The organism is Lentzea roselyniae (assembly GCF_039537795.1).
In the GTDB taxonomy this organism is placed as follows: Bacteria; Actinomycetota; Actinomycetes; order Mycobacteriales; family Pseudonocardiaceae; genus Lentzea; species Lentzea atacamensis.
The window spans coordinates 26,699-48,537 of record NZ_BAABBE010000025.1 but is presented as its reverse complement, the minus strand read 5'-3'; the positions used below and the strand labels follow the sequence as shown (position 1 = coordinate 48,537).

The following is a 21,839-nucleotide window of genomic DNA, read 5'->3' as shown; positions in this document are numbered from 1 at the left end:
GGTCACGGTTCCGAGCGTATTGGAGATCCATGAAGCCCGGCGACATCGCCCCCGACTTCTCCCTGCCCGACCAGGACGGCACCGAGCGCAAGCTGTCCGAGCTGCTCGAGAACGGGCCGGTCGTGCTCTTCTTCTACCCGGCCGCGATGACGGCCAGCTGCACCGCGCAGAGCTGCCACTTCCGCGACCTCGCGGCGGAGTTCGCCGAGGTGAAGGCGCAGCGGGTCGGCATCTCCACCGACGACGTGGCGAAGCAGAAGCAGTTCGCGGAACTGCACGGCTTCGACTACCCGCTGCTGTCCGACGTCGACGGCGAGGTGGCCGAGCAGTTCGGGGTGAAGCGGCGGTTCGGGCCGATCCCGGTCAAGCGGCACACGTTCGTCATCGACACCGGCCGCGAGGTCGTCGAGGTGATCAAGAGCGAGTTCAGCATGAACTCGCACGCGGACAAGGCGCTGGCGGCACTCAGGAGTCGGTGATCGTCAGCACGCCGTAGGGCCCGGAGGCCCTGCCCTCGCGGACAGTCCTGCCGTCGATCGTGTACTTGCCGTGCACCTCGGCGCCGTCCGGGCCCGCCACCACCACGAGCACCACCGACGCGGAGGGCTCGTCAGCGGGCACCTCGACGGTGCGCGTCCACGGCAGAGTCACGTTCATCTCGTTCTGCACGGTGCTGCCGACGGTCGCGGTGACGGTCAGCGGCTTGCCGCTGCCGTTCACCTCGAACACCACCACCTGCTTGGCGGTGGGCGGTGGTGGTGGCAGCACGCGCGGAGGCTGTGGCGGAGGTGGTGGCCCCGGCTCCTGGGCGCTCATCGCGTCCACCACTCGCGGGCCGTAGACCGCCCCGCCCACCGCCAGGAGCGCGACGACCAGCAACAACACCCACGGCCACTTCGGCGACCGCGGCATCTCGTGCATCGGCGGCGCGACACCGTATTCGGGCGGTAGCTGCGACATGCGACCCCCTCCCCCTGACCGGGAAGTCGATCTCAGGACGGCTGTCGTTACCGCAGGCCGGCCAGCACGAAGTCCGCGATCTCCCCTGCCAGCCGGGCGGGCGGTTTGGGACCGTCCGGCCGGTACCAGACGGGCAGCTGGTTCACGACGCCGAACGCTATCCGCACCACGGTGTCCGCGGGCACGGCGGAGCTGAACTCCCCGTCCGCCTGCCCCTTCTCGATCACCCCGAGGAACGTCTCGTGGTACCGGCGGCGCTCGGCGCGGAACTCGGTCATCCGCGCCTCGTCGAGCCGGTGCATCTCGCGCACGAACACGGCGGTCTCGTCGACCCGTTCGGCCGTGGAGACCACCAGCGACACGAGGATCTCCCTGACCGTGTCGGCGGACGACAGCCCGAGCTCGATGATCCGGTCCATGTCCGCGGACTGGGCCGTGATGAGCAGCCGGTAGATCTCGAAGAGCAGGTCGTCCTTCGCGCGGAAGTAGTGGTACAGCGCGCCTTTGGTCACCTCCGCGGCCGTGACGATCTCCTGCACCGAGGTCGCGTCGTAGCCCTGCGACGCGAACAGGCGCACGGCCGCGTCGATGATCTTCTGCTCGGTCGCGCCGGGCATCGCTAGGCCTTGGGCGCCAAGGCGCGTACCTGCTCCACCTGGTCGCCACCGGTCGGCAGCAGCGCGATGATCGGGGTGTCGACGCCCGCGGTCTGGTACTCGGCGACGCGCGCGCGGCACTCGTCCAGCGAACCGTGCACGATCAGCGCGTCGACCACCTCGTCAGGGATGGCCTTCGACGCGGCCTTGCGGTCGCCCGCCGCCCACGCCTCGTGCATCGGGCGCAGCGCCTCGCCGCGGCCCAGCCAGTCGTGGAACGCCGCGTAGGCGGGCACGGTCAGGTAGGTGCTGATCAGCATGCGTCCCAGCGCCCGCGCCGCGTCGGCGTCCTCGGTCGGGCACACGAAGATCCGGGCCGCGAGCTCCGCGTCCCCGAGCTCGCCCCGCACCTGCGCCACGTCGGAGGCGGCCAGCCAGTTGGTGATGGCGCCGTCGGCCTCGCGACCGGCGAGGCGCAGCATGTTCGGCCGCAGCGCCGCGAGCATGATCGGCACCTTCTCGGCGGGCGGGCGCTCCAGCTTGAAGCCCGACACCTTGAACGTGTCGTACTCGGCGGTGACCTTCTCGCCCGCCAGCGCGGCCTTGAGGAAACGCAGCGTGTCTCGGGTGCGCTTGAACGGCTCCTCGAACGGGATCGCGTTCCAGCGCTGCACGATCGCGGGCGACGACGAGCCGATGCCCAGCACGAACCGGCCACCGGTCACCTCGGCCAGCGTGGCCGCGGTCATCGCCAGCGTCGCGGGGCCACGCGTGTAGACGGGCGCGATCGCCGGGCCGAAGCGCAGCTCGGAGGACCACTGGGCGGCGAGCGCCAGCGGCGTGAACGCGTCGGTGCCGGTCGTCTCGGCCGACCACACGTCCGTGTAGCCGAGGCCGGCGAGCTCGGACACCAGCGCGCGGTGCTCCAGCACCGGCACGCCGATCAGCGGCAGCGTGATTCCCCAACGAGCCATGAACGCCCTCCATGTCAGCGACCTGACCCCACCCTACCGACCGGTCGGTATGCCTCACAACCGCAGGCTCCGCCGCGACGGGTGCGGAGCCTGCGGCGAGACCTACTTCTTCCTGGCGAACGTCAGCCCGTCCGCGATCGGCACGAGCACCGACTCGACGCGCGAGTCGTTCAGCACGAACTTGTTGAACGCGTCGATCGCGGCGGCGTTGCCCTCCGGCTGTTCCGCCGCGGCCTCGCCGTAGTAGAGGGTGTTGTCCGCGAGCAGCAGGCCACCCTGACGGAGCCGTGGCACCAGCAGGTCCCAGTAGTGGACGTACCCGACCTTGTCCGCGTCGATGAACACCAGGTCGATGACCGGCTCGTCCGGTAGCTCGGCCAGCGTCTGCGCGGCGGCGCCGAGCCGGAGGTCGATCCGGTCGCGCACGCCGGCCGCCTGCCACGCCTCCTCGGCGATCGCGGTCCACTCGGCGGAGATGTCGCAGGTGATGACCTTGCCGTGCGGGGGAAGCGCCTGCGCGAGCGCGAGCGTGGAGTACCCGGTGTACGTGCCGACCTCGACCACCGTCTGCGCGCCGGTGATCTTGACCAGCAGGGACAGCAGGACCGCCTGCTCGTGCGGGATCTGCATCTCCGCCGAGTCGCCGAGCTCCAGCGTCCGCGCGATCAGCTTCTCCTGCACCGCATTGGGCTGGCCTGCCTGTTGGCGCACGTACTGGTAGATCTGCGGGGTCATGACCACGGTCTTGAAGTCGTTCACGCGCGGCCTTCTCTCATAGTCGGGTGACGAGCGTCCTGAGTGTGTCGCTGTACTCGGGCCGCAGCGGGTGCTCCTCGAGGTCACGACCGATGGCGGACAGGACGGCGGCGCGGTGTGCGCGGTAGCGGCTCAGGCACACGTTCTCCCGGCTGACGAGGAAGAACTCGTCGAACCGGTCGCGCTCGGCGTCGGTGGTGGGCACCTGTGTGCGTCCCGACTCGCGCAGCAGCGAGTTGCCGCAGGGCACGAGTCTGCGCATGACCTCCATGTGTGCCAACAGGTTCGCCTTGCTCGCGGAGGAAAGCGGTGCGGCCGCCACGGGCCCCAGTGCGGTACGCGCCCGGCGCAGCAGGCCGGGCAGGGGCTCGTAGTCACGCGCCCACCGCCCGCTGAACGCCGGGTCGAACGCCATCATCATCGGCCGGATGACGTCCTCGTACACCTCACGGGAACAACTGCCCGAATAGGCAAGCATCACCGAGTACGCGTCATATCCAAGCGCAGCGAGGCGGACTAGTTGCGAATCAGGCTCGCGTATCAACCGATCGAGTGAAGCCGAAAGAAACCTCCAGACCAGAAATGCGCCGTGATGGCCGAGAAACCACCGGTGGACGGCACGGTCCACCGGATCTTCCGGCGCGTTGATGACGATCGGCAGCTGATAGCAGCCGGTGCACGGAATCAATTCCGAGCCCGGCATCGGCAGCCGCAGCACCGGCAGGTCGACGTGAATGTGACCCCAGGCGGGCGCACAGACCGGAGCGCTCATCGCTCACCCTCCACTTCGGACGCAATGGTGTCGAGAAGAACGGCGGCACGGCGGAGCTCGGTGTCAAGTGGCCGATCTTCGGCGATCGGCGGAACTTCGGCGGCGATCCGGTCGAACACCTCCGCGAGCCGTGGCGCCCGCGGACGGCGTGCCCCGACGTGAACCGCCTGGCGCAACCCGATCGCCAGCCCGGCGTGCAGGTAGCGCAGCAGCCCCACCTGGTCGAGCGCGGTGAACGCGGCCTGGGTGCCGAAGGGGACGACGTCCTGGTTGTGCAGGTTCGTCGGCAGGCTCTGCACCGAGGCGGGCGTGGCGGCACGGCGCATCGCGGCGACCGTCGCGGTCGTGCAGAGCTGCACTCCCTGCAACGCGTGGTGCTGACCGGGCAGCGGGCTGAGCATCGGCGGCAGCCCACCCGTGCGGTGCGGATCGACCAGCAGGTCGAGCTGACGTTCGGCCAGGTTGCCCAGCTGCACCAGCGCGACGTTGAGCTGGTCGGCGGCGAAGGCGCTGGGCTGACCGAAGAAGTTGCCGCCGTGCACCACCTCCCCGCTCTCCGGGAAGAACAACGGGTTGTCGCTCACGCCGTTGAGGTCGCGGCGCACCACGTCCTCGGCATGCCGCACGCTCGTCCCGGCCGCGCCGATCAGCTGTGGTGTGCAACGGATGCTGTACGCCTCCTGCAACGGGCGCTCACCGGACGGCGCGCTGCCCGCCAGCCAGGTGCGCAGCGCGGCACCGGTCTCCGCGACGTCCGGATGCCCGAACGCGGCCAGCAGCCCCGCCGACGTGAACTCCTGACCGCAGCCGAGGACATCGGTCATCAAGGCGGACAACAACTCCGCGATCCGGTGCGAGCGTTTGGCCTGTGCGACAGCGAGTCCGAGTGCTGCGGCGGTCACCGAAATGCCGTTCACCAGCGCGAGCGCGTCACGCCCGTCGAGCTCCAGTTCCCGCAGCCCGGCTCTGCCGAGCGCGTCGGCCGCGGGCATGAGCTCACCTTGGAAATACGCATTCCCGTTACCGCGCAACGCATGCGCGACGTAGGCCAGCGGCTGGAGGTCACCGCTCGCGCCGACCGAACCCAGACGTGGCACGGCGGGGGCGAATTCCGTGCCCAGCACGGCGATCAGCGCGGTGACGACGTGCTCCGACACGCCGGACCGTCCTCGTGCCAGCGAGAACAGCCGCGCCAGGACGGCCGCGCGAGCGACAGCGGGTGGCATCAGCTCGCCATGGCCGACGATGTGGTGAATGATCGTGTTGTCGCTCTGCGCGGCGCCGTCCGCGCGGCCCGCGAACTCGACGAGCGGCCCGAAACCCGTTGTGACACCGTAGATCGCGCGTCCGGAGCCGCTCATCTCCCGCACGAACTCACGGCAGCGGGCGACACGTGCTCTCACCTCGTCGGGAAGATCGACGTGCAGTGGACCGCGGGCCAGTTCCAGTTGTGCGGGTTCGAGTGCCGCCGCCAGGTTCACGGCAGCGGAAGAGGTTCCGACAGGCACGAGGCCTCCTGTGGACGTTTTTGGGGAGCCTCTCGCGACGATCCCCGTTGACCTGTCGGCGAGGAAGGGCCTGAACGCACTACCCGAACAAATATCGGTACTTGGTTCCTACCCGTGGCGGTAGTTGTTGTCCGTTGACAGTGCAGGGCGTTTTCAGCCGTCCTCCTGCGTGATCAGCCCACCGGACCGGTGATCGAACTCTCCGCTCACGATTCGGGCCAAAAGAGCGGCCGACTGCTCCACCGGGGTGAACCTGCCCCCGTCGCGCTGAGACCTTGCCCACTGCGCGATCCGGCGCAGGTGCGGGTCGTCCGTCTCCAGGTCGCAGCCGCGGCTCATGAGGCCGGCGTCGACCATGCCGGGGTCGTAGCTCAGCACCGCGATCGGCCGTCGTTTGAGCTCGATCGCGAGGTTCTCGGTCAGCTTGATCACGGCCGCCTTCGACACGGAATACGCCGTGACGTAAGGCCATCGGTGCACGCCGGCGTTGCTGACGACGTTGATGATCCGCCCGCTCGTCATGGTGCGGATCGCGGCGTTCGCGGCGAACGCGGTGCCACGGAGGTTCACCTCGAACGTGCGCCACCACTCGTTCTCGTCGACCTGCCACGTCGGCCCGACCGGCCCGCCGAGCGCACCGTTGTTGACCAGCACGTCGATCCCGCCGAGGCTCTCGACTAGCTTCGGTGTCGCGCCGGGGTCGCCGAGGTCGGCGACGTGCGCCTCGACGTCGACACCCTTGGCCCTGAGCTCGGTTTCCGCGGTCCGCAGCGCGATCTCGTCGCGTCCGGTGATGACGAGCTGGTGCCCTTGCGCGCCAATGGCTTCGCTGAACGCCCTGCCGAGCTCCTTGGCGCCGCCGGTGATCAGGACTCGCACTCGTCCGCTTCCTTCAGCGACCGGCGAAGGATCTTGCCCGAGACCGACTTCGGTATCTCTGCCACGAGCTCAACTTGGCGCACGTTCTTGAAAGGCGCCACCTCCGCCGCCACGAACGCCATCAACTCGTCCGCGGTGACGTCGCCTTCCGTCACCACAAAGGCTTTGGGGTACCTGGCCGTTAACCCGATCGGGCGCGGACGTCTTGTACTTGATCATTTCTTTGATGCGGCCGACGACGCAGAAACCGGCCGTTGTGGACACGCACGAGATCACCGACGCGCAACCAACCGTCCAAGAAGGCCCGTCGCGGGGCACTTGCCGCTCAGGAATCCACACCGCCGGGCCTCATGCCCGGCGGTGTGGCGGGAGACGACTAGAGCGTGACGCCGCGCGCGGCCAGCCAGCCCACCGGGTTGACCTTCTGAGACCCACCGACCCACACCTCGAAGTGCAGGTGCGGCCCAGTCGACTGCCCGCGGTTGCCGATCGTCGCGATCTGCTGCCCGGCCTTGACCTTCGCACCCTGCGGCACGTCGATGGTGTTCATGTGCCCGTAGACGGTGATCGTCCCGTCCTCGTGCTGCACCCGGACCCACAACCCGAACCCGGACGCCGGCCCGGCCTCGACCACCGTGCCGTCCATGACCGACACGATCGGCGTGCCGATGGCGTTGGCGATGTCGACACCGTTGTGGCTCGTACCCCACCTGGCACCGAAGCCGGACGTGAAGCTTCCCTGCGCGGGCCGGACGCACTTGGGCCGCCGCGCCTCAGCCTCGGCGGCGAGGCGAGCCTGCTCGGCCTTGACGGCCTCCTGGCGCTTCGCATAAGCGCCTTCCGCGGACTTGAGCGCCTCGCGGACGTTGAACTGCACCTCGATCTGCTCGGCCTGCAGCAGCTTGAGCGTCTCCGAGCTGGTGTTCAGCGAGTGAACCGTGCGGATCGCCTCTGGTTGCTGCTGCGCGGTCATGGCGGCCGCGAGATCCTTCGTCGCGGCTACCGGGACGATGCGGTCAACGGGAGTGACCGTGGCCATCGCCTGGGTGAAACCTGCGCCGGCCAGGGCGCCCGCGGCGACAACCGCCGCTACGGCCTTCTTGCGGTCCAGGTCCACTCTGGCGATGACGTCCACCAGCGGACCCTTCGTCCTCGCTCGATGCCGTGCCAAAACTGCCTCCATGCACTCGGGGGAGTTCGGCTAACCGCTGGTGTGCCTCGGCTTCGGGGCCGGGCGTGGTGCAGGGCGTGTTGGTGCTCTGCGGCGGGCTGGGGAGGCCCTGTCGGACTGGACCGTTTCGGGGGAGATCCGTGTCCTTGCGGTTATCGAACCGTGACATGCGGCGGTGAACGTAACCTCGCGTCACCGGCAGGAGCAAGCTAAGTGGGCGTTTAGGTGATGAGGGCCACGATTGGTAACACACCGTAGTCGAGTCGTGGTGGGTTTGAATAACAGGCTTTAGACCAATCCCGTTCTTGGTGTTTGTACTGGTCAGTCGCTTTATCGTGAAAGCTTTGCGGCGGGGTTTGGCTGGGTGACCGCAGCTACGTGGTTACGAGGCGTGCTTGGCTGGTTGCGGGGTCGCCTTTGGGGCGCGCGCTTGGTGCGGGGTGGTTGCGCGGAGCGGCTGGCGGCTGTTCCAGCGAGGGTTCGTGCTGTGCGTCGGCTCCCCTTGAGCAGGTGGCGCGCGGGCCGTTACCGAGCTTTGGTTGCGTCAACAACGCCACAGCGGCGTGCGCACCGCCCAACGGGCGCCCTCCACCCGCCACAGCTCCCACCCAGCGCGCCGCCAGCGGGGTGCGCGACCCTGCCAAGCGCCACCCACTCACCACCTGGACAGAGCAAAGGGCCGTCGGACGCATCTGGCGTCCGACGGCCCCGCAATCAATCAGGCTCTACTTGTACCGCGCGGCCGCTGGTGGCAGCGGCACCACCGGCAGGCCCTCGTGGATCACCTTCATCGCGTTGAACCACGTCGGAGCCGCTACCTGGCCGCCGTAGACGCCCTGGTTGCTGCCCGGGCAGAACCGGATCGGGTTGGCGCAGATCACCTCGGGGCGGTTGCCGTCGGCGTAGGTCATGACAGCGCCCGCGTACTGCGGGGTGGCGGCCATGAAGGCGACGGACTTGTGCTCTTCGGTGGTGCCGGTCTTGCCGATGGTCGGGCGGTTCCAGCCGGAGCCGGAGGCCGCCTGGGCCGCGGTGCCCTGGCCGGTGGTGTCGTGGGACATGCCCTGGGCCAGGGAGTTGGCCAGTTCGGTGTTCACGGCCTGCTCGCAGGGCTTTTCCTTGAGCGGGACTTCCTTGCCGTAGCGGTCGATGACCTTCTCCACCGGGGACGGCGGGCACCAGGTGCCGCCGGAGACGATGGTGGCGGCGACGTTGGCCAGTTCGAGGACGCTGGTGGCGCCGGGGCCGAGGGTGTAGGAGCCCGCGTTGTTCTGCTTCGTCCAGTCGCCCTGGGACGGGCCGTTGGACTTGTCGTCCTTCAGCGGTTCGCCCGCGCGGTTGACGCCCTGGAGGGTTTCGCGCATGCCGAGGCGGTAGGCCATGTCCACGACGCTGTCGAGGCCGGTCTTCTCCTGCAGGATCACGAAGCCGGTGTTCGGCGACTGCGCCAGGGCCTGGGTCAGCGACATCTTCTCGCCGTAGGTGCCGGCGTTCTCGACCTTCCACGGCGCGCCGCCGTTGGGGTAGACCCTCGAGTAGTAGACCTTCGGGACCGCCATCTCCTTGTCGATGCCGATGACGTTCTTCTCCAGGGCCGCGGCGGCGGTGAAGACCTTGTTCACCGAGCCGGGGCCGAACGGGAGGACCTCGGCGGGCACGGGGCGGGCGACCTGGCCGAGCTCGGCCTTGTTGCCGTAGTCGCGGGAGGCGACGAGGGCGCGCACGCGGTGCTTGTCCTTGCCCGGCTCGACGACCGACATGACGTTCGAGATGCCGTTCTGGGTCTTCGGGACCTGCTGCTCGGCCGACGTCTTCGCCGCCTTGGTGGCCTTCGGGTCCATCGTCGTCTTGATGGTGAGGCCGCCGCGCTGCAGTTCCTTGTTCGTGATGCCGGACTCGCGCAGGTAGTCGAGCAGGTAGGAGCAGAAGAAGCCGTAGATCGGACCGTCACCGGCGCCGACGCAGCCCTTGGGCAGGATCTGCAGGTCGTCGACCACGCCCAGCGGCGCGGCCTTGTACTCCTCGGCCTTCTTCTGAGCCTCGGTCTGGTCGGTACCGAACGCGCCGTTCTCGCGCATCTTGTCGATGACGATGTTGCGACGCTCCAGCGCCTTCTCCGGCGAGGCGCCGGGGTTGAGCGACGACGGGCGGTTCGCGATCGCGGCCAGCAGTGCGGCCTGCGGGACGGTCAGCTTGTCGGCGGTCGTCTTGAAGTAGGCCTTGGCCGCGGCGCCGACACCGTAGGTCTGGTTGCCCAGCGGCACGATGTTCAGGTAGCCGGTGAGGATCTCTTCCTTCGACATCTGCTGCTCGAGCTGCAAGGCGACCCGCGCCTCGCGCATCTTGCGGCCGATGGTCGCCTCGGTGGCCTTCTCCCAGGCTTCCTGCTCGTTGTCGGCGCCGAGCACGAACGCCATGTAGTTCTTGACGTACTGCTGCGTCAGCGTCGAAGCGCCCTGCGTCGCGCCACCGTCCACACCGGCCTTGGCGGCGGCACGGGCGATGCCCTGCCAGTCGACGCCGCGGTGGTCGTAGAACCGCTTGTCCTCGATCGCCAGGATCGCGGCCTTCATGGTGTCCGAGATGTCGCTCGACGCCAGCGGGATGCGGTACTGGTCGTACAGATAGGCGATCGGGTCGCCGTTCATGTCCTGAATGGTCGTGACGAGAGGCAGCTCCCCCTTGGCGAGGTCACCCGACGTCTGGTCGACGGTGTCGGCAGCGCGGTTGGACGCGAGCCCGAGACCTCCGACGAACGGGAACACCATCGCAGCGAGGAGCACGCCCGCCGTCAGGCACAACCCCAGCAATTTGACCAAGCCTGACGCGCGTGCGGCGAACAAACCCGCAACTCCTTCCGAGCAACACCCCAGAGATCCCTACTTATAAGTCGCGCGGGAGGCCCGTGAGGTTGCGTCCGCTGATCGACTGATTTCAACCTACCGGAGCAACCGGAGGCCGATCGTCGGACTAGCCCTTCGCACCTCCACGCCCGCGTGGTCGGGCAGCACGTCGTCGAGGAACCCGTACCGCGCCAGCTCCTCGTCCGGCCTCCTGCTCACCGTCCGCCACCAGACCGCGATGTCTCCCCAGCCGGGAGCCGACAGGGAACCGCCGAAGTGCTGCACGGACAGCGCGGCGCACAGGTTCGCGAACCGCACCCTGTGTTCCAGCGGCCACCCGGCCAGAGTGCCCATCACGAACCCGGCGCCAAACACGTCACCGGCTCCCGTCGGGTCGAGCTGCGCGACGTTCAGCCCCGGCACGTCCGCGACCTCACCGGTAGAGCTGTCGACCGCGACCGCGCCACCTCCCCCGCGTGTGACCACCACCACCGGCACGTGCTCGGAAAGCTTGCGCGCCGCGGCCTCCGGCGAGTCGGTGCGCGTGTACCCCTGCGCCTCCACGTGATTCGGGAGGAACACGTCATATCCCTCCAGCCGCCGCAGCAACTCCGGCGACCACGCCCCGGTGCGGTCCCAGCCGATGTCGGCGAAGAGCAGCGCGCCGTTCTCCTTAGCCGTGCGCACCCACTGCTCGTCCTCGGCCTGGATGTGCACGAAGCACGCCCGCGTCGACGGCGGCGGGCAGAAGAGATCGTCCGCGATCACGGGCGCCTTGTGGCCGTGCGTAACCATCGAACGGTCCCGCTCCATCGCCATGGACACAGTCACCGGCGAGTGCCACCCGTAGAAACGCCGGCAATAAGAAAGGTCGACCCCTTCCTGTTCGGACAGCACGTCCCAGCAGAAGTCGCCGTACGCGTCCTCACCGAACGCCGCCGCCAGCGCGGTCCGGAGCTCCAGCCTGCGCAACGCCACCGCGAGGTTCGCGATCCCTCCCGGACACGACCCGAGCCCCTCCGCCCACACCTCTGTCCCCGCGGCCGGCGGGCGCGGCAGGCCGGTGAAGATGATGTCGAGGAAGACCGTGCCGGTGAGCAGCACGTCGAAGTCCGGATCAGCCATGGCACAAACCTTGCCATCCGACACCGACAACCATGCGCTAGAAACGTCGTCCATAGGGGTTCCGCTCAGGAAGAACGTTCAGTTCCAGCTGCTCTGGTTGGGCGGGACGGTCTCGCAGCTGGGCACACAGCTCACGACGTACGCGATGCCCCTGCTGATCCTCGCGGTCACCGGGTCGTTCTTCTGGGCCGGCGTCATCGCGGGCGTGCGCGCCACGACACTGATCCTCACCCAGATGCCGGCGGGCGTGTGGGTCGACCGCTGGGACCGCGGCAAGGTCCTGGTCTGGAGCCAGACGACGCAGGCCGTGGCCGTCGCGGCGATGGCGGCCAACGTCTTCACCGGCCTCAACTCGATCCCGCTGTTCATCGCGCTGGCCGCCGTGGACGGCGTCTGCACCGCGTTCGCCGGTCCCGCCCGCTCCACCGCGATCAAGGCGGTCGTGCCCCCGGACCGGCTCAGGACCGCCTTCGCCCAGGAGGAGGCACGCGGTCACGTGGCGTGGCTCGCCGGCCCGTCGCTCGGCGCGCTGCTCTACGGGTTCGGCCGCGCTGTCCCGTTCGTCGCGGACGCCGTGACGTTCCTCGTCGCCGCCGTCTGCGCCTGGTTCGCCAAGATCCCGGCCCGCACCGAGCAGCGGCCGCGCGGGCGCGTGCGCCACGACGTCCGCGAGGCCTGGACCTGGCTGTGGCGCCGGCGCGGGATGCGCAACGTCGTGGCGATCTTCCTGACGCTCAACCTGCTCGGGACGGCCTCGATGATCCCGGTCGTCGCCGTGGTCAAGGAACGCGGCGGCCCGGACTGGCTCGTCGGCCTGGTGCTCACCGGCGTCGGCGTCGGCGGTCTGCTCGGGGCACTGATCTCACCCAAGGTCACCCTGAGGTACGACCGGCTCATCGTCGCGGTGCTCACGGTCTTCGGCGTGAGCAACCTGGCGATGGCACTGCCGTTCGGCGCGTGGTGGCCGTTCGTGCCGCTCATGGTCACCGCGATCGCGACACCGTTGCTCAACGTCTCGGTGAGCGCGATCTTCACAGGGCTGGTGCCCGACGACCTGATGGGGCGGATCGACGCGATCCTGACCTTCGCCTCGCGAGCGCTCACGCCGCTCGCACCGGTGCTCGGCGCGTTCCTCGCCGACCTCGCGGGTGGAGCGCTCGCGCTGCTCGTGTTCGGCGCGCTGATCCTGGTCACGGCCCTGGTGGCGGAGTTCACGGATCTCCGGGCGCCAGCTCCGCAACTGTCCTGAGGTGGTCGTTGCGCTGCCGGATGAGCTCGGCCATGTACCGGTCGAGCACGAGACGTTCAGCGAGGCGCCCGAGCGGACCGAGTGGCGCGGCGAACTCGACGACGTCCCGCATGCGCGTGCCGCCCCGCCCGTCCGGCTCGAAGTGATGGGCGTGGTGCCAGCGCCGGAACGGACCCGCGACCTGCTCGTCGACGAAGTGGTGCGGCCGGTCGAGTGCCGTGATGCACGAGGTCATCCGCCAGCGCACACCGAAGTGACCGGCCTGCCACGTCACGGTGTCACCCAGCCCCATCCGGCCAGAGCTGATGCCACCGACGATCCGCTCACCGGAGCCGGCCATCGAGGCGGTGTGCACGTCGACGTCGAGGCTGAGATCGAACACGCGGTGCGGCGGGGCCGCGATACCGGTGATCACCTCGAAGCGGGTCATGCCTCGAACGCTACGACCGGCGACCTGAGAGCTGCCGGTCGACGATCTCGGCGAGCCGGGGCAGTCCACCGGCACGCTCCATGCTCGCGGCGATCCGTCGGGCGCGTACCCGGTAGCGCGGATCGCCGAGCACAGCGCGAACCGCCCGCCCGACGGCAGCAGGCGAGGGCGTCTCGGTCCTGAGCGCACGACCGACACCGGACCACGCAACTCGGCCGGCGACCTCCGGCTTGTCCTCTTTACCGCCACTCGTGACGATCGGGACGCCGTGGCGGAGGGCGTACTGGACGCCACCGTAGCCACCGTTGGTGACGTAGACCTGCGTCTTCGGCAGGAGTTCGTCGTAGGGAAGGTACTCAGCGGCACGAGCGTTCGACGGCAACGGCGGAAGGGTGGAGAGCGGACGGCCCCCGGTGGACACGACGACGAGGACGTCATCATCGGCGAGAGCCGCGACGGTGGGTTCGATGATCTGCCGGTAGTCGTGGTTGGCGACCGTGCCCTGCGTGACGTGGACGACCGGCCGCGAGCCGTCGAGTTCGTCCCACCAGGACGGCAACGGCGCCTGCGAACCGGAGGCCGAGATGGGGCCGGCGAAGTGCAGGGTGGCGGGTGCGTCGGAGCGCGGGTACTCGAACTCGGGCACGGTGAACTGCACGATCGCCTCGGCGTGCCGGAGCCAGTCCATGATCGGGAACGGCAGCGGGGACCCGTTCAGCTCGTGGTTGATCTCCTGGGCCAGCCGCTCGGCCGCGGTGAAGACCGTGCGCGCGGCGATCGTGGTGAGCAGGGCGTTGCGCAGGCGACCGAGAGGTCCGCGCAGCGGGGTCAGGCCCATGCCGTACGGCGCCGTGTCACGGCTGGAGATCGGGAGCGGGAGCACACCGCACACGACCACCGGTGGCCGCTCGCCGAGCGGCCGGCAGACGAGGAACGCGCCGCCGAGGAACGCCGGCTCGGTGATCACGACGTCGGCCGGCTCGGCCGACTGCGCCGCCTCGATCACCTTGTAGTGGGCGCGACCGGGGCGCACGAAGACGTTCTCCAGGTCGAACGCGATCGCCTTCCCCCCCTTGAGCGCTGTGCGCTCGGGGAACGTCACCCCGAAGTCCTGCCGGTCGTCGAAGTCGGCTTCCGCGGGCAGTGCGATGTGCTCCGCACCCGCGGCCTCCACCACCTCGGCGAAACGGGCGCCGTGATGAACCGGACGCGATCTCCCCGCTGGGTGAAATAGCGGGCTACGGCCAGAAGTGGCGTGACATGCCCGTGGACGGGCACCGTCGCGATGATGAGGGACGCCATGACGTCACCCGCCTAGGACATTGGGAGCAGTGTTGAAGACTGTCATGGAGTATTAACCTGCACGGGACCGTAGTCAATAATGCCGGACATGACCGAATCCACCCGCCCCTACCGGTCCGAGCTGCGACAGCGGCAGGCGGCGGAAACGCGGCGAAGAGTGGTCGAAGCGGCGGCGGAGCTCTTCAGCCGGCAGGGCTACCAGGCCACGACGTTCGCCCAGCTCGCGACCGAGGCGGGCGTGTCCGTCGAGACCGTGCAGCGTCACGGCCCCAAGTCGGCGCTGCTGCAGGCCGCGCTGGAGCTCGTGTCCTTCGGGGTCGAGGGTGAGACCGACCTGCTCGCCACCGACTTGGGAAAGGCCATGCTGCAGGTGAGCGGCACCGCTGAGCTCGCCACCCTGATCGGGGACGCGATGCTCGCGATCAACGCTCCATCGGCAGGCCTCTGGGTGGCGGTAGCCAGCGCGGCGCAGGGCGACGAGGAGCTTCGCGGGTATTACGCCGCCAACCTCGCCCTGCTGCGACGACAGGTCGAACACGTCTTCCACGTCTTCGCCGAACGCGGCTGGCTGCGCGCGGACGTGCCCTTCGACGACCTCGTCGAAGCCTTCTGCGTGATCACCAGCGTCGAGGCGTACGTGCGGTTCGTCCGGCTGGACGGCAAACCGGGCGACGCCTACGCGGCGTTCGTGGCGCGCACGGTGGGAGAAACGATTCTCAGCCCTCCTCGGCGATCATCTCCCGCATCCGGGTGAGCGCACGGTGCTGTGCCACCCGCACCGCACCCGGCGTCGACTCCACGGCCAGCGCGACCTCCTCCGCGGACAGCCCCACCGCCACGCGCAGCACCAGGATCTCGCGCTGACGTGCCGGCAGCTTGTGCAGCAGGCGCGTGACCTGGGCCATCATCTCGCCGTTGACCGCGTGCTGCTCCGGGCCGTCGTCGAGCGACGGGCAGTCGGGCAGCTCCGGCACGACCTCGGCGCGGTTGCGGACGGCGCGGCGACGGGCGTCGGCGACCTTGTGGGCGGCGATGCCGTAGACGAACGCGAGGAACGACTGCGGCTCGTAGCGGTACTTGGACAGGGCACCGAGCACCGCGACGCAGACCTCCTGCGCGATGTCCTCGGCCGAGACGAGGGTGCGCTCACGGCCACCAACCCTGGCGCGGCAGTACCTCACGATCAACGGCTGGATCCGGCCGAGCAGGTGCTCGACCGCCCGTCTGTCTCCGTCTAGAGCGGCGTCGACGAGGTCGGTGAACTCGGCTTCGGCGAGCCACTGGTTGGAGACCGGTGCCTGGCGCACCCGACGACGCATGGGCACCGTTGGCTGGTTCCACACCTCCTCTGGATCGAGGACGCCGACACCGCCACCGGTCCGCACGGCTGTGGGTTGGACCATCCCGGCGACCTCCTCCACTACAGCGACACTAGGGGCTTCACAGAAGAAGAGACCGCAGCGAGCCGTCTGATACCGCCTGTCTCCAAGAGGACCACGAAGTCCAGGCGGGTGGGGCAAGCAGCACCCTTTTGGGGTAGAAGGTGGTCCTAATGGCCCAGTCTTTCGGCCATTGCGAATTGCAGAATTCCGAGGTAGCGACCCCGGAACCGGCCTCCGAGCAGGCCGGGTGGAACTCCTGCATCCGGCGGAACGCGTCGTCGAAGCCGAGCTGTGCCACCTCGTCCGAACGGGTGAGGAAGGTGTGCCGCCACCGCTTCGGGGGTCTCGGCTCAGTCGTGCCCGAACGACCACGTCCCGGCGGTCCGCAGCGGGGTGTGGCCGCGCACCGAGAAGTACGCCGGCCAATAGTCGGCACTGACTGCCTCGATCACCGAGGCGCTCACGACGGCGTCGCACTGACCGTGCTCCTCTCAGTAGTCCCTCAACTCGACCATCACCCGATCGTGGAGACCCGCGGACCTCGCCCGGTCCAGCGCGGCTCGCCGGTTGAGCGTCAGGTCACGCCGGTACTGTTCGAACTCGTGATCGACCACCTGAGCATCGAGACCGAGGCAGGCACCTTCGACGCCATCGCGTCCGGTCCAGAGGACGGCCGCCCGGTCCTGCTGCTGCACGGCTTCCCCGAAGCCGCCATCGAGTGGGAGCACCAGGTGGCGGTGCTCGGCGCGAACGGCTTCCGCGCCGTCGCCCCCGACCAGCGCGGCTACTCCCCCGGAGTCCGCCCGGAGCAGTCCTCCGAGTACACGGTCACGCACCTCGTCGGCGACGTGATCGCGATGGCCGACGCGCAGGGCTGGTCCACCTTCGACCTCGTCGGGCACGACTGGGGTGGCGCTGTCGCGTGGTGGACGGCGATCGACCACCCGGATCGTCTCCGCACGTTGAGCGTGTTCTCCACGCCGCACCCCGGCGCGCTGAAGACCGCGCTGCAGACCGACGAAGAGCAACGGATGCGGTCCCAGTACATGCTCGACTGGCGCGAACGCAGCACCGAGCGCCGCATGCTGGAGAACAACGCGCACGCCCTGCGGCAGATGTTCGAGTACCGGATCCGGCCGTCGCACGTGGACGAGTACATCCAGCGCCTGTCCGAGCCGGGCGCGCTCTCGGCCGCCTTGAACTGGTACCGCGCGGGCAAGCCGTCCGGCGCCGCAGACAAGGTGGCCGTCAAGACGATGTACGTCTGGAGCACCGAGGACGTCGCGTTCGGATCGGTGGCCGCGTTCGAGACCGAGAAGTGGTGCACCGGGCCCTACCGGTTCGAGATGGTCGAGGACGTGAGCCACTGGATTCCCGAGGAGATCCCGGAGGCGGCGAGCTCCCTTCTCCTCGAACACCTCTCCTAAACCTGGTTTTCCGGTTGCGGCAGTTGCCGGAACCGGAAGCCGTTTTGCCTGGTCGCCGGTCCAGCCCTCTCGTTACGTTCGATTCAGCGCGCTGCCATGAAGATCCCTCAACGAGAGAGGCAGAACCATGTACGAGACGCCGCAGCTGATCGACCTGGGCACCTTCGAAGCGCAGACGGGCCTGCTCCAGAGGAACGGCAACGACCGGCTGATCTTCAGCAAGAACTGACGCGACACCACCGCGAATGCCTGATCAGGCCTCGCGGGGTCACGGCGAGTCGCACTTCGTGGTCCTACCCGACCACGAAGCCGCGCTCGCCGTGGCCCGTCGCTTGTGTGCGCCGGGGTTCCGATCGCTGCAGCACGCGTCGGGACGTCCGTGGCTCGCCGGCCGGTGGCGCGACGACGAGATCGTCGCCGCGGCAGCGGGTGACGCCCGGCTGGCGGTGATCGGCTGGTGCCCGGTCAGCGTCGCGGAACTGGAACGCGCGGCCGCCGGCCTGCGCGACCTCACCCACCTCGACGAGCTCGCCCGCAGGCTGCCGGGCAGCTTCCACCTCGTCGCGTCGCTCGGCGGGCGGTGCCGCGTCCAGGGCACGGCGTCCGGGCTGCGGCTGGTGTTCCACCGCCGGATCGGCGAGGTCGTGGTCGCGGCCGACCGTGCGGACCTGCTGGCCCAGGACTCCCCTGTGGACGAACGGGGCCTGGTCGTGCGACTGCTCTTCCCCACGCCGCACCCGTTGCTGGAACGGACGATGTGGCGCGATGTGGAATGTGTACCGCCCGGCAGCGCGTTGCTGGTCGACGGCGGCCGCGCCCGGCTGACCCGGTGGTGGCGCGACCCGGAACCGGTGCGCGGCATCGCGGAGTCCGTCCCGTTGATCAGGGACGCCCTCGCCACCGCGGTCGACGTCCGCACGCGAGCAGGCGGCACCGTCGCGTGCGATCTCTCCGGTGGGCTGGACTCCACGTCGATCACGTTCCTCGCGGCCAGGTCGGACGCGCGGATCGTGGCCAGCACCTGGCCCGCGCTGGACCCGGTGGACGAGGACGTGGCCTGGGCACGGCGAGCCGCGGCGCACCTGCCGATGGTCGAGCACGTCGTGTGGCCGGCCGAACGCATCCCGCTGGTGTACGAGAACCTGCTCGGCATCGACGACCCGATGGACGAGCCCACCATCGGGATGATGGACCGCCAGCGCCTGCTGGAGGACCTGAAAGGCTTGGCGGAGAAGGGAAGCCGGGTCCGGCTGACCGGCATCGGCGGAGATCACGTCGCCTGGTGCTCCGAAGCGCACTACCACCCGTTGCTGCGCAGGCGGCCGTTGTTCGCGATCCGGCAGCTGCGCGCGTACCGGGCGCTGTTCGACTGGCCGCTGAAGCCGATGATCTCAGCGCTCGCGGACTCCCGCTCGTACGGTGCGTGGCTCGCGGACGAGGCTGAGCGACTGCGAGCGCCGCGCGACCCGAACGTCATCGGCACACTCGGCTGGGGCACCGGACCGAGGTTGTTCGACTGGGTGACGCCCGAGGCACAGGCGCTCGCCCGCGACACGCTGCTGGACGCCGCCGCGACAGCGGAACCGTTGGGGCGCAACAGAGGCGAGCACGGCGACCTGGAGCCGATCCTGTCCTGCTCGCGCATCATCCGGCAGTGGGAGCAGATGAGTGCGCGAGCGGGACTGCCGATCCAGTCACCGTTCCTGGACGACCGCGTGATCGAGGCGTGCCTGTCGGTGCGGCCGGAGGAACGCGTGACGCCGTGGCGCTACAAGCCCGTGCTCACCGAGGCGATGCGCGGGATCGTGCCGGACGAGTGCCTGGCGCGGACGAACAAGGCGCAGGCGGCGCTGGAGGCCTCGGCCGGCCTGCGCAGGCACCGCGGTGACCTGCTGGAGCTGTGGGAGAGCTCGAAGCTCGCCGACCTGGGCCTGGTCGACCGCCGCAGGCTGACCGAGCTCGCGTTGCGGCCGGACACGCCAGAGCTCCGCACCGGGATCTTGTACTCGACGATCGGCTGCGAGGTGTGGTTGCGCAGCCTGGACAAGGGAGCAGAACATGCGGTTGCGGGCTGACGTTTCCGTGGCGGACACCGACTACGGCCAGGTGCTGCTCGACGAGCGCAGCGGCCGGTACTGGCAGCTCAACCCGACCGGCGTGGCCGTGGTGCGGGCGTTGCTCGAGGGGGCCGACGAGAACGCGGCCGTCGCGGCGCTCACCTTCGCGTACGAGGTGGACGAGGCACGGGCGCGGCAGGACGTGTCGGCCCTGGTGGCGGGGCTGCGGACCGCGGGCCTGGTGACGACGTGACCACACCCTCGTCACTCAGCCGCCCCACCGGCGTCCCGCTCCGCCGCCGCATCGCGGCCCGCCTGGCGGTCACGGCCGCCACCCCGCTGGCCCACCTCAAGCCGCGCACCCTGCGCCGGATCCTGAGCCTCCTCCGCCGAGGCGCCAAACCCGCCCCCTACGACACCGCCAAAGCGGCACGGGACGCCGTGCTGGCGGTGAGCCTGCGGTGCCTCGGCCCGCAGGGTTGCCTGCCGAGGTCCGTCGCCGTGGCACTGCTGTGCCGGATGTCGGGCACGTGGCCGACGTGGTGTGCCGGCGTGCGCGTGATGCCGCCGTTCGGGGCGCACGCCTGGGTCGAGGCGGACGGCGTGCCCGTCGACGAGAACCTGCCCGCTCAGTACTTCCGTCCCCTGATGACGGTATGAGGACGCTCGACCTGCTGCGGCTGGCCTCCGGGCACGGGCGCGGTCTCGCACTGGCCGTGACGGCGACGCTGGTCGCGGCCGGGCTCGGACTGCTCCAGCCCCAGTTGCTGCGTGCCGCCGTCGACTCGGCCACGTCGGTGCCGTGGCAGCTGCTCGCGGCGATGGCCGTGTTGTTCCTCGCGCAGGCGTGTGTCGACGGTGCGGGGCTGTACCTGTTGGAGCGCACCGGGGAACGTGTCGTGCTCGGGGTGCGGCGCAGGCTGGTGGCCCGGTTGTTGCGGCTGCGGATGAAGGCGTTCGACGAGCACCGGGTGGGCGACCTGATGTCGCGGGTCAGCGTCGACACGACGGTGTTGCGCGAGGTCGTCTCCACCGCGTCGGTCCAGCTGATCACCGGCACGCTCACGGGCGTCGGCACCGTGGTGCTGATGGTGCTGATCGACCCGGTGTTGTTCCTGTGGGTGGGCACGACCGTCGTGGTCGCCGCCGTGGTCGTCTACTCGCTGGTCGGCAGGCTTCGTGCCGCCGGTGAGCAGATGCAACGCGGCGTCGGTGACATGACCGCGGAACTGGAGCGCGCGCTCGGGGCGTTGCGCACCGTGCGCGCGTGCCGGGCGGAGGAACGCGAAGAGGAGCTGATCGGGCGACGTGCCGAGCAGGCGTGCGCGGCCGGGGTGCGGGCCGCGCGGATCACGTCGGTGATGAGCCCCGCCGTCGAACTGGCGATGCGCGGGTCGTTGCTCATGGTGCTGCTCGTCGGCGGCACGCGGGTCGCGAGGGACGCGGCGTCGGTCGGCGACCTGATGGCGTTCCTGCTCTACGCGACCTACCTGATCATCCCCTTCACCTCGGTGCTGCAGGGCATCGGGCTGCTGCAGAAGGGCATGGGCGCGCTCGGCAGGGTCGCCGAGGTGCAGGAGCTGCCGGTCGAGGGCACCGCGGGCGGCGCGGTGCCCGAGTGTGCGGGGATCAGGCTGGAGTTCCGCGACGTCTGGTTCCGCTACCGGGACCGCCCGGTGCTGCGCGGTGTCTCGTTCACCGTCGAGCCGCGGTCGCACGTCGCGCTGGTCGGGCTGTCCGGTGCCGGCAAGTCGACCCTGTTTTCGCTGATCGAGCGGTTCTACGAACCCGATTCCGGAGCTCTGCTCGCAAACGGGATCGACATTCGGAACTTTTCCCGTGACCAATGGCGTGCACGAATTGCGCTGGTGGATCAGGACTCGACAGTTCTCAACGGCACACTCCGTGACAATCTCAGTTACGCAGCGCCGCATTCGTCCGATCACGATCTTCACGAAGTACTGGAACTCGCGAATCTCACCGAACTCGTCGAGCGGCTTCCGGACGGACTGGACACACCATTGGGTGAACGCGGACGAGCGTTGTCCGGCGGGGAACGTCAGCGCATCGCACTGGCCCGGGCTCTGCTGACCCAGCCTGACCTGCTCCTTCTCGACGAGCCCACCGCCCATCTCGACCCGGTGAACGAACGGGCGCTGCACCGCGCGATTCACCAGGCCGCACAGGAGTGCGCATTGCTGGTGATCGCACACCGGCTGTCGACAATTCGCGAAGCCAACCGGATCGTGGTATTGCGCGCAGGCGAAGTCATTGCCCAGGGCACGCACGACGAGTTGCTCGGCATCAACGGTTTCTACAGCGGGCTGGTGGTGGGCAGATTCGTTGACAATTCTAAGTCGTTCGAGACCGAAATATCCCCTGGATGGAGGTAGGACGTTCGACGCCGT

Annotated in this window: 23 protein-coding genes; 9 read left to right on the top strand and 14 right to left on the bottom strand. The window is 69.2% G+C overall.

The annotated features are described in order from the left end of the window. Positions 1-29: 29 nt before the first annotated feature. Complete coding sequence (locus tag ABFX45_RS34025; RefSeq protein ID WP_346134490.1) at positions 30-479, top strand: peroxiredoxin; 450 nt, start codon at positions 30-32, stop codon at positions 477-479. Here the strand turns inward: ABFX45_RS34025 and ABFX45_RS34020 are convergent. From ABFX45_RS34020 to ABFX45_RS33970, 11 genes are all read right to left on the bottom strand, one after another. Further along, positions 466-960, bottom strand: coding sequence for an MmpS family transport accessory protein (locus tag ABFX45_RS34020; RefSeq protein WP_346134488.1), 495 nt, complete (start codon positions 958-960; stop codon positions 466-468). The two genes, ABFX45_RS34025 and ABFX45_RS34020, sit on opposite strands and share 14 nt — an antisense overlap. Positions 961-1,007: 47 nt before the next feature. After that, on the bottom strand, positions 1,008-1,577 hold the full coding sequence (locus ABFX45_RS34015; RefSeq protein ID WP_109635426.1) for a TetR-type transcription factor C-terminal domain-containing protein: 570 nt from the start codon (positions 1,575-1,577) through the stop codon (positions 1,008-1,010). Between the two features lie 2 nt (positions 1,578-1,579). Then, entirely contained in the window at positions 1,580-2,530 is a 951-nt protein-coding gene (locus tag ABFX45_RS34010; protein WP_109635424.1) for an LLM class F420-dependent oxidoreductase, read from the bottom strand. Positions 2,531-2,632: 102 nt separating this feature from the next. Next, positions 2,633-3,289 carry an O-methyltransferase gene (locus ABFX45_RS34005; RefSeq protein ID WP_233439419.1) on the bottom strand — a complete coding sequence of 219 codons (657 nt, stop codon included), beginning with the start codon at positions 3,287-3,289 and terminating at the stop codon, positions 2,633-2,635. A gap of 13 nt (positions 3,290-3,302) precedes the next feature. Continuing rightward, on the bottom strand, positions 3,303-4,004 hold the full coding sequence (locus ABFX45_RS34000; RefSeq protein WP_346134486.1) for an L-tyrosine 3-hydroxylase: 702 nt from the start codon (positions 4,002-4,004) through the stop codon (positions 3,303-3,305). Between the two features lie 50 nt (positions 4,005-4,054). Continuing rightward, entirely contained in the window at positions 4,055-5,566 is a 1,512-nt protein-coding gene (locus tag ABFX45_RS33995; protein WP_346134484.1) for an HAL/PAL/TAL family ammonia-lyase, read from the bottom strand. 153 nt (positions 5,567-5,719) lie between these two features. Then, on the bottom strand, positions 5,720-6,445 hold the full coding sequence (locus tag ABFX45_RS33990; RefSeq protein ID WP_109635418.1) for an SDR family NAD(P)-dependent oxidoreductase: 726 nt from the start codon (positions 6,443-6,445) through the stop codon (positions 5,720-5,722). Next, positions 6,433-6,636, bottom strand: coding sequence for an AMP-binding enzyme (locus ABFX45_RS33985; RefSeq protein WP_407656906.1), 204 nt, complete (start codon positions 6,634-6,636; stop codon positions 6,433-6,435). Before ABFX45_RS33985 ends, ABFX45_RS33990 begins: the two co-directional genes overlap by 13 nt. A gap of 185 nt (positions 6,637-6,821) precedes the next feature. Beyond that, complete coding sequence (locus ABFX45_RS33980) at positions 6,822-7,616, bottom strand: M23 family metallopeptidase (RefSeq protein ID WP_233439417.1); 795 nt, start codon at positions 7,614-7,616, stop codon at positions 6,822-6,824. Positions 7,617-8,341: 725 nt separating this feature from the next. Then, a complete protein-coding gene (locus ABFX45_RS33975) occupies positions 8,342-10,435 on the bottom strand; it encodes a transglycosylase domain-containing protein (protein WP_233439416.1) in 2,094 nt (697 codons plus the stop codon). A 120-nt stretch (positions 10,436-10,555) separates the two neighbouring features. Continuing rightward, positions 10,556-11,584, bottom strand: a complete 1,029-nt coding sequence (locus ABFX45_RS33970; protein ID WP_112226150.1) for a PfkB family carbohydrate kinase — start codon at positions 11,582-11,584, stop codon at positions 10,556-10,558. On the opposite strand from ABFX45_RS33970, the gene ABFX45_RS33965 reads away from it, so the two are divergent. Continuing rightward, entirely contained in the window at positions 11,529-12,833 is a 1,305-nt protein-coding gene (locus ABFX45_RS33965; protein ID WP_346134481.1) for an MFS transporter, read from the top strand. The genes ABFX45_RS33970 and ABFX45_RS33965 overlap by 56 nt on opposite strands. Here ABFX45_RS33965 and ABFX45_RS33960 read toward each other — a convergent pair. Both ABFX45_RS33960 and ABFX45_RS33955 read right to left on the bottom strand, forming a co-directional pair. Next, on the bottom strand, positions 12,796-13,263 hold the full coding sequence (locus tag ABFX45_RS33960) for an SRPBCC family protein (protein WP_346134479.1): 468 nt from the start codon (positions 13,261-13,263) through the stop codon (positions 12,796-12,798). The two genes, ABFX45_RS33965 and ABFX45_RS33960, sit on opposite strands and share 38 nt — an antisense overlap. 10 nt (positions 13,264-13,273) lie before the next feature. Beyond that, positions 13,274-14,437, bottom strand: a complete 1,164-nt coding sequence (locus tag ABFX45_RS33955; protein WP_346134477.1) for a glycosyltransferase — start codon at positions 14,435-14,437, stop codon at positions 13,274-13,276. A gap of 216 nt (positions 14,438-14,653) precedes the next feature. Here ABFX45_RS33955 and ABFX45_RS33950 point away from each other — a divergent pair, with 216 nt between their 5' ends. Beyond that, a complete protein-coding gene (locus ABFX45_RS33950) occupies positions 14,654-15,319 on the top strand; it encodes a TetR/AcrR family transcriptional regulator (protein ID WP_109636435.1) in 666 nt (221 codons plus the stop codon). Here ABFX45_RS33950 and shbA read toward each other — a convergent pair. Beyond that, complete coding sequence (gene shbA, locus ABFX45_RS33945) at positions 15,282-15,968, bottom strand: RNA polymerase sigma factor ShbA (RefSeq protein ID WP_233439415.1); 687 nt, start codon at positions 15,966-15,968, stop codon at positions 15,282-15,284. The genes ABFX45_RS33950 and shbA overlap by 38 nt on opposite strands. Positions 15,969-16,549: 581 nt before the next feature. On the opposite strand from shbA, the gene ABFX45_RS33940 reads away from it, so the two are divergent. The 6 genes from ABFX45_RS33940 to ABFX45_RS33915 all read left to right on the top strand — a co-directional run bounded on the left by ABFX45_RS33940 (position 16,550) and on the right by ABFX45_RS33915 (position 21,824). Further along, positions 16,550-17,374 carry an alpha/beta fold hydrolase gene (locus ABFX45_RS33940; RefSeq protein ID WP_346134475.1) on the top strand — a complete coding sequence of 275 codons (825 nt, stop codon included), beginning with the start codon at positions 16,550-16,552 and terminating at the stop codon, positions 17,372-17,374. A 127-nt stretch (positions 17,375-17,501) separates the two neighbouring features. Beyond that, positions 17,502-17,603 (top strand): keywimysin-related RiPP, encoded by a 102-nt coding sequence (locus ABFX45_RS33935; RefSeq protein WP_109635407.1) that lies wholly within the window; start codon positions 17,502-17,504, stop codon positions 17,601-17,603. A gap of 16 nt (positions 17,604-17,619) precedes the next feature. Beyond that, positions 17,620-19,449: an asparagine synthase-related protein gene (locus ABFX45_RS33930; protein WP_346134473.1), complete on the top strand. Its 1,830-nt coding sequence runs from the start codon at positions 17,620-17,622 to the stop codon at positions 19,447-19,449. Further along, a complete protein-coding gene (locus tag ABFX45_RS33925; protein WP_346134471.1) occupies positions 19,433-19,684 on the top strand; it encodes a lasso peptide biosynthesis PqqD family chaperone in 252 nt (83 codons plus the stop codon). Before ABFX45_RS33930 ends, ABFX45_RS33925 begins: the two co-directional genes overlap by 17 nt. Further along, positions 19,681-20,091, top strand: a complete 411-nt coding sequence (locus ABFX45_RS33920; protein WP_109635401.1) for a lasso peptide biosynthesis B2 protein — start codon at positions 19,681-19,683, stop codon at positions 20,089-20,091. The genes ABFX45_RS33925 and ABFX45_RS33920 overlap by 4 nt, the downstream gene beginning before the upstream one ends. Next, a complete protein-coding gene (locus ABFX45_RS33915) occupies positions 20,088-21,824 on the top strand; it encodes an ABC transporter ATP-binding protein (RefSeq protein WP_346134470.1) in 1,737 nt (578 codons plus the stop codon). Before ABFX45_RS33920 ends, ABFX45_RS33915 begins: the two co-directional genes overlap by 4 nt. Positions 21,825-21,839 lie beyond the last annotated feature (15 nt).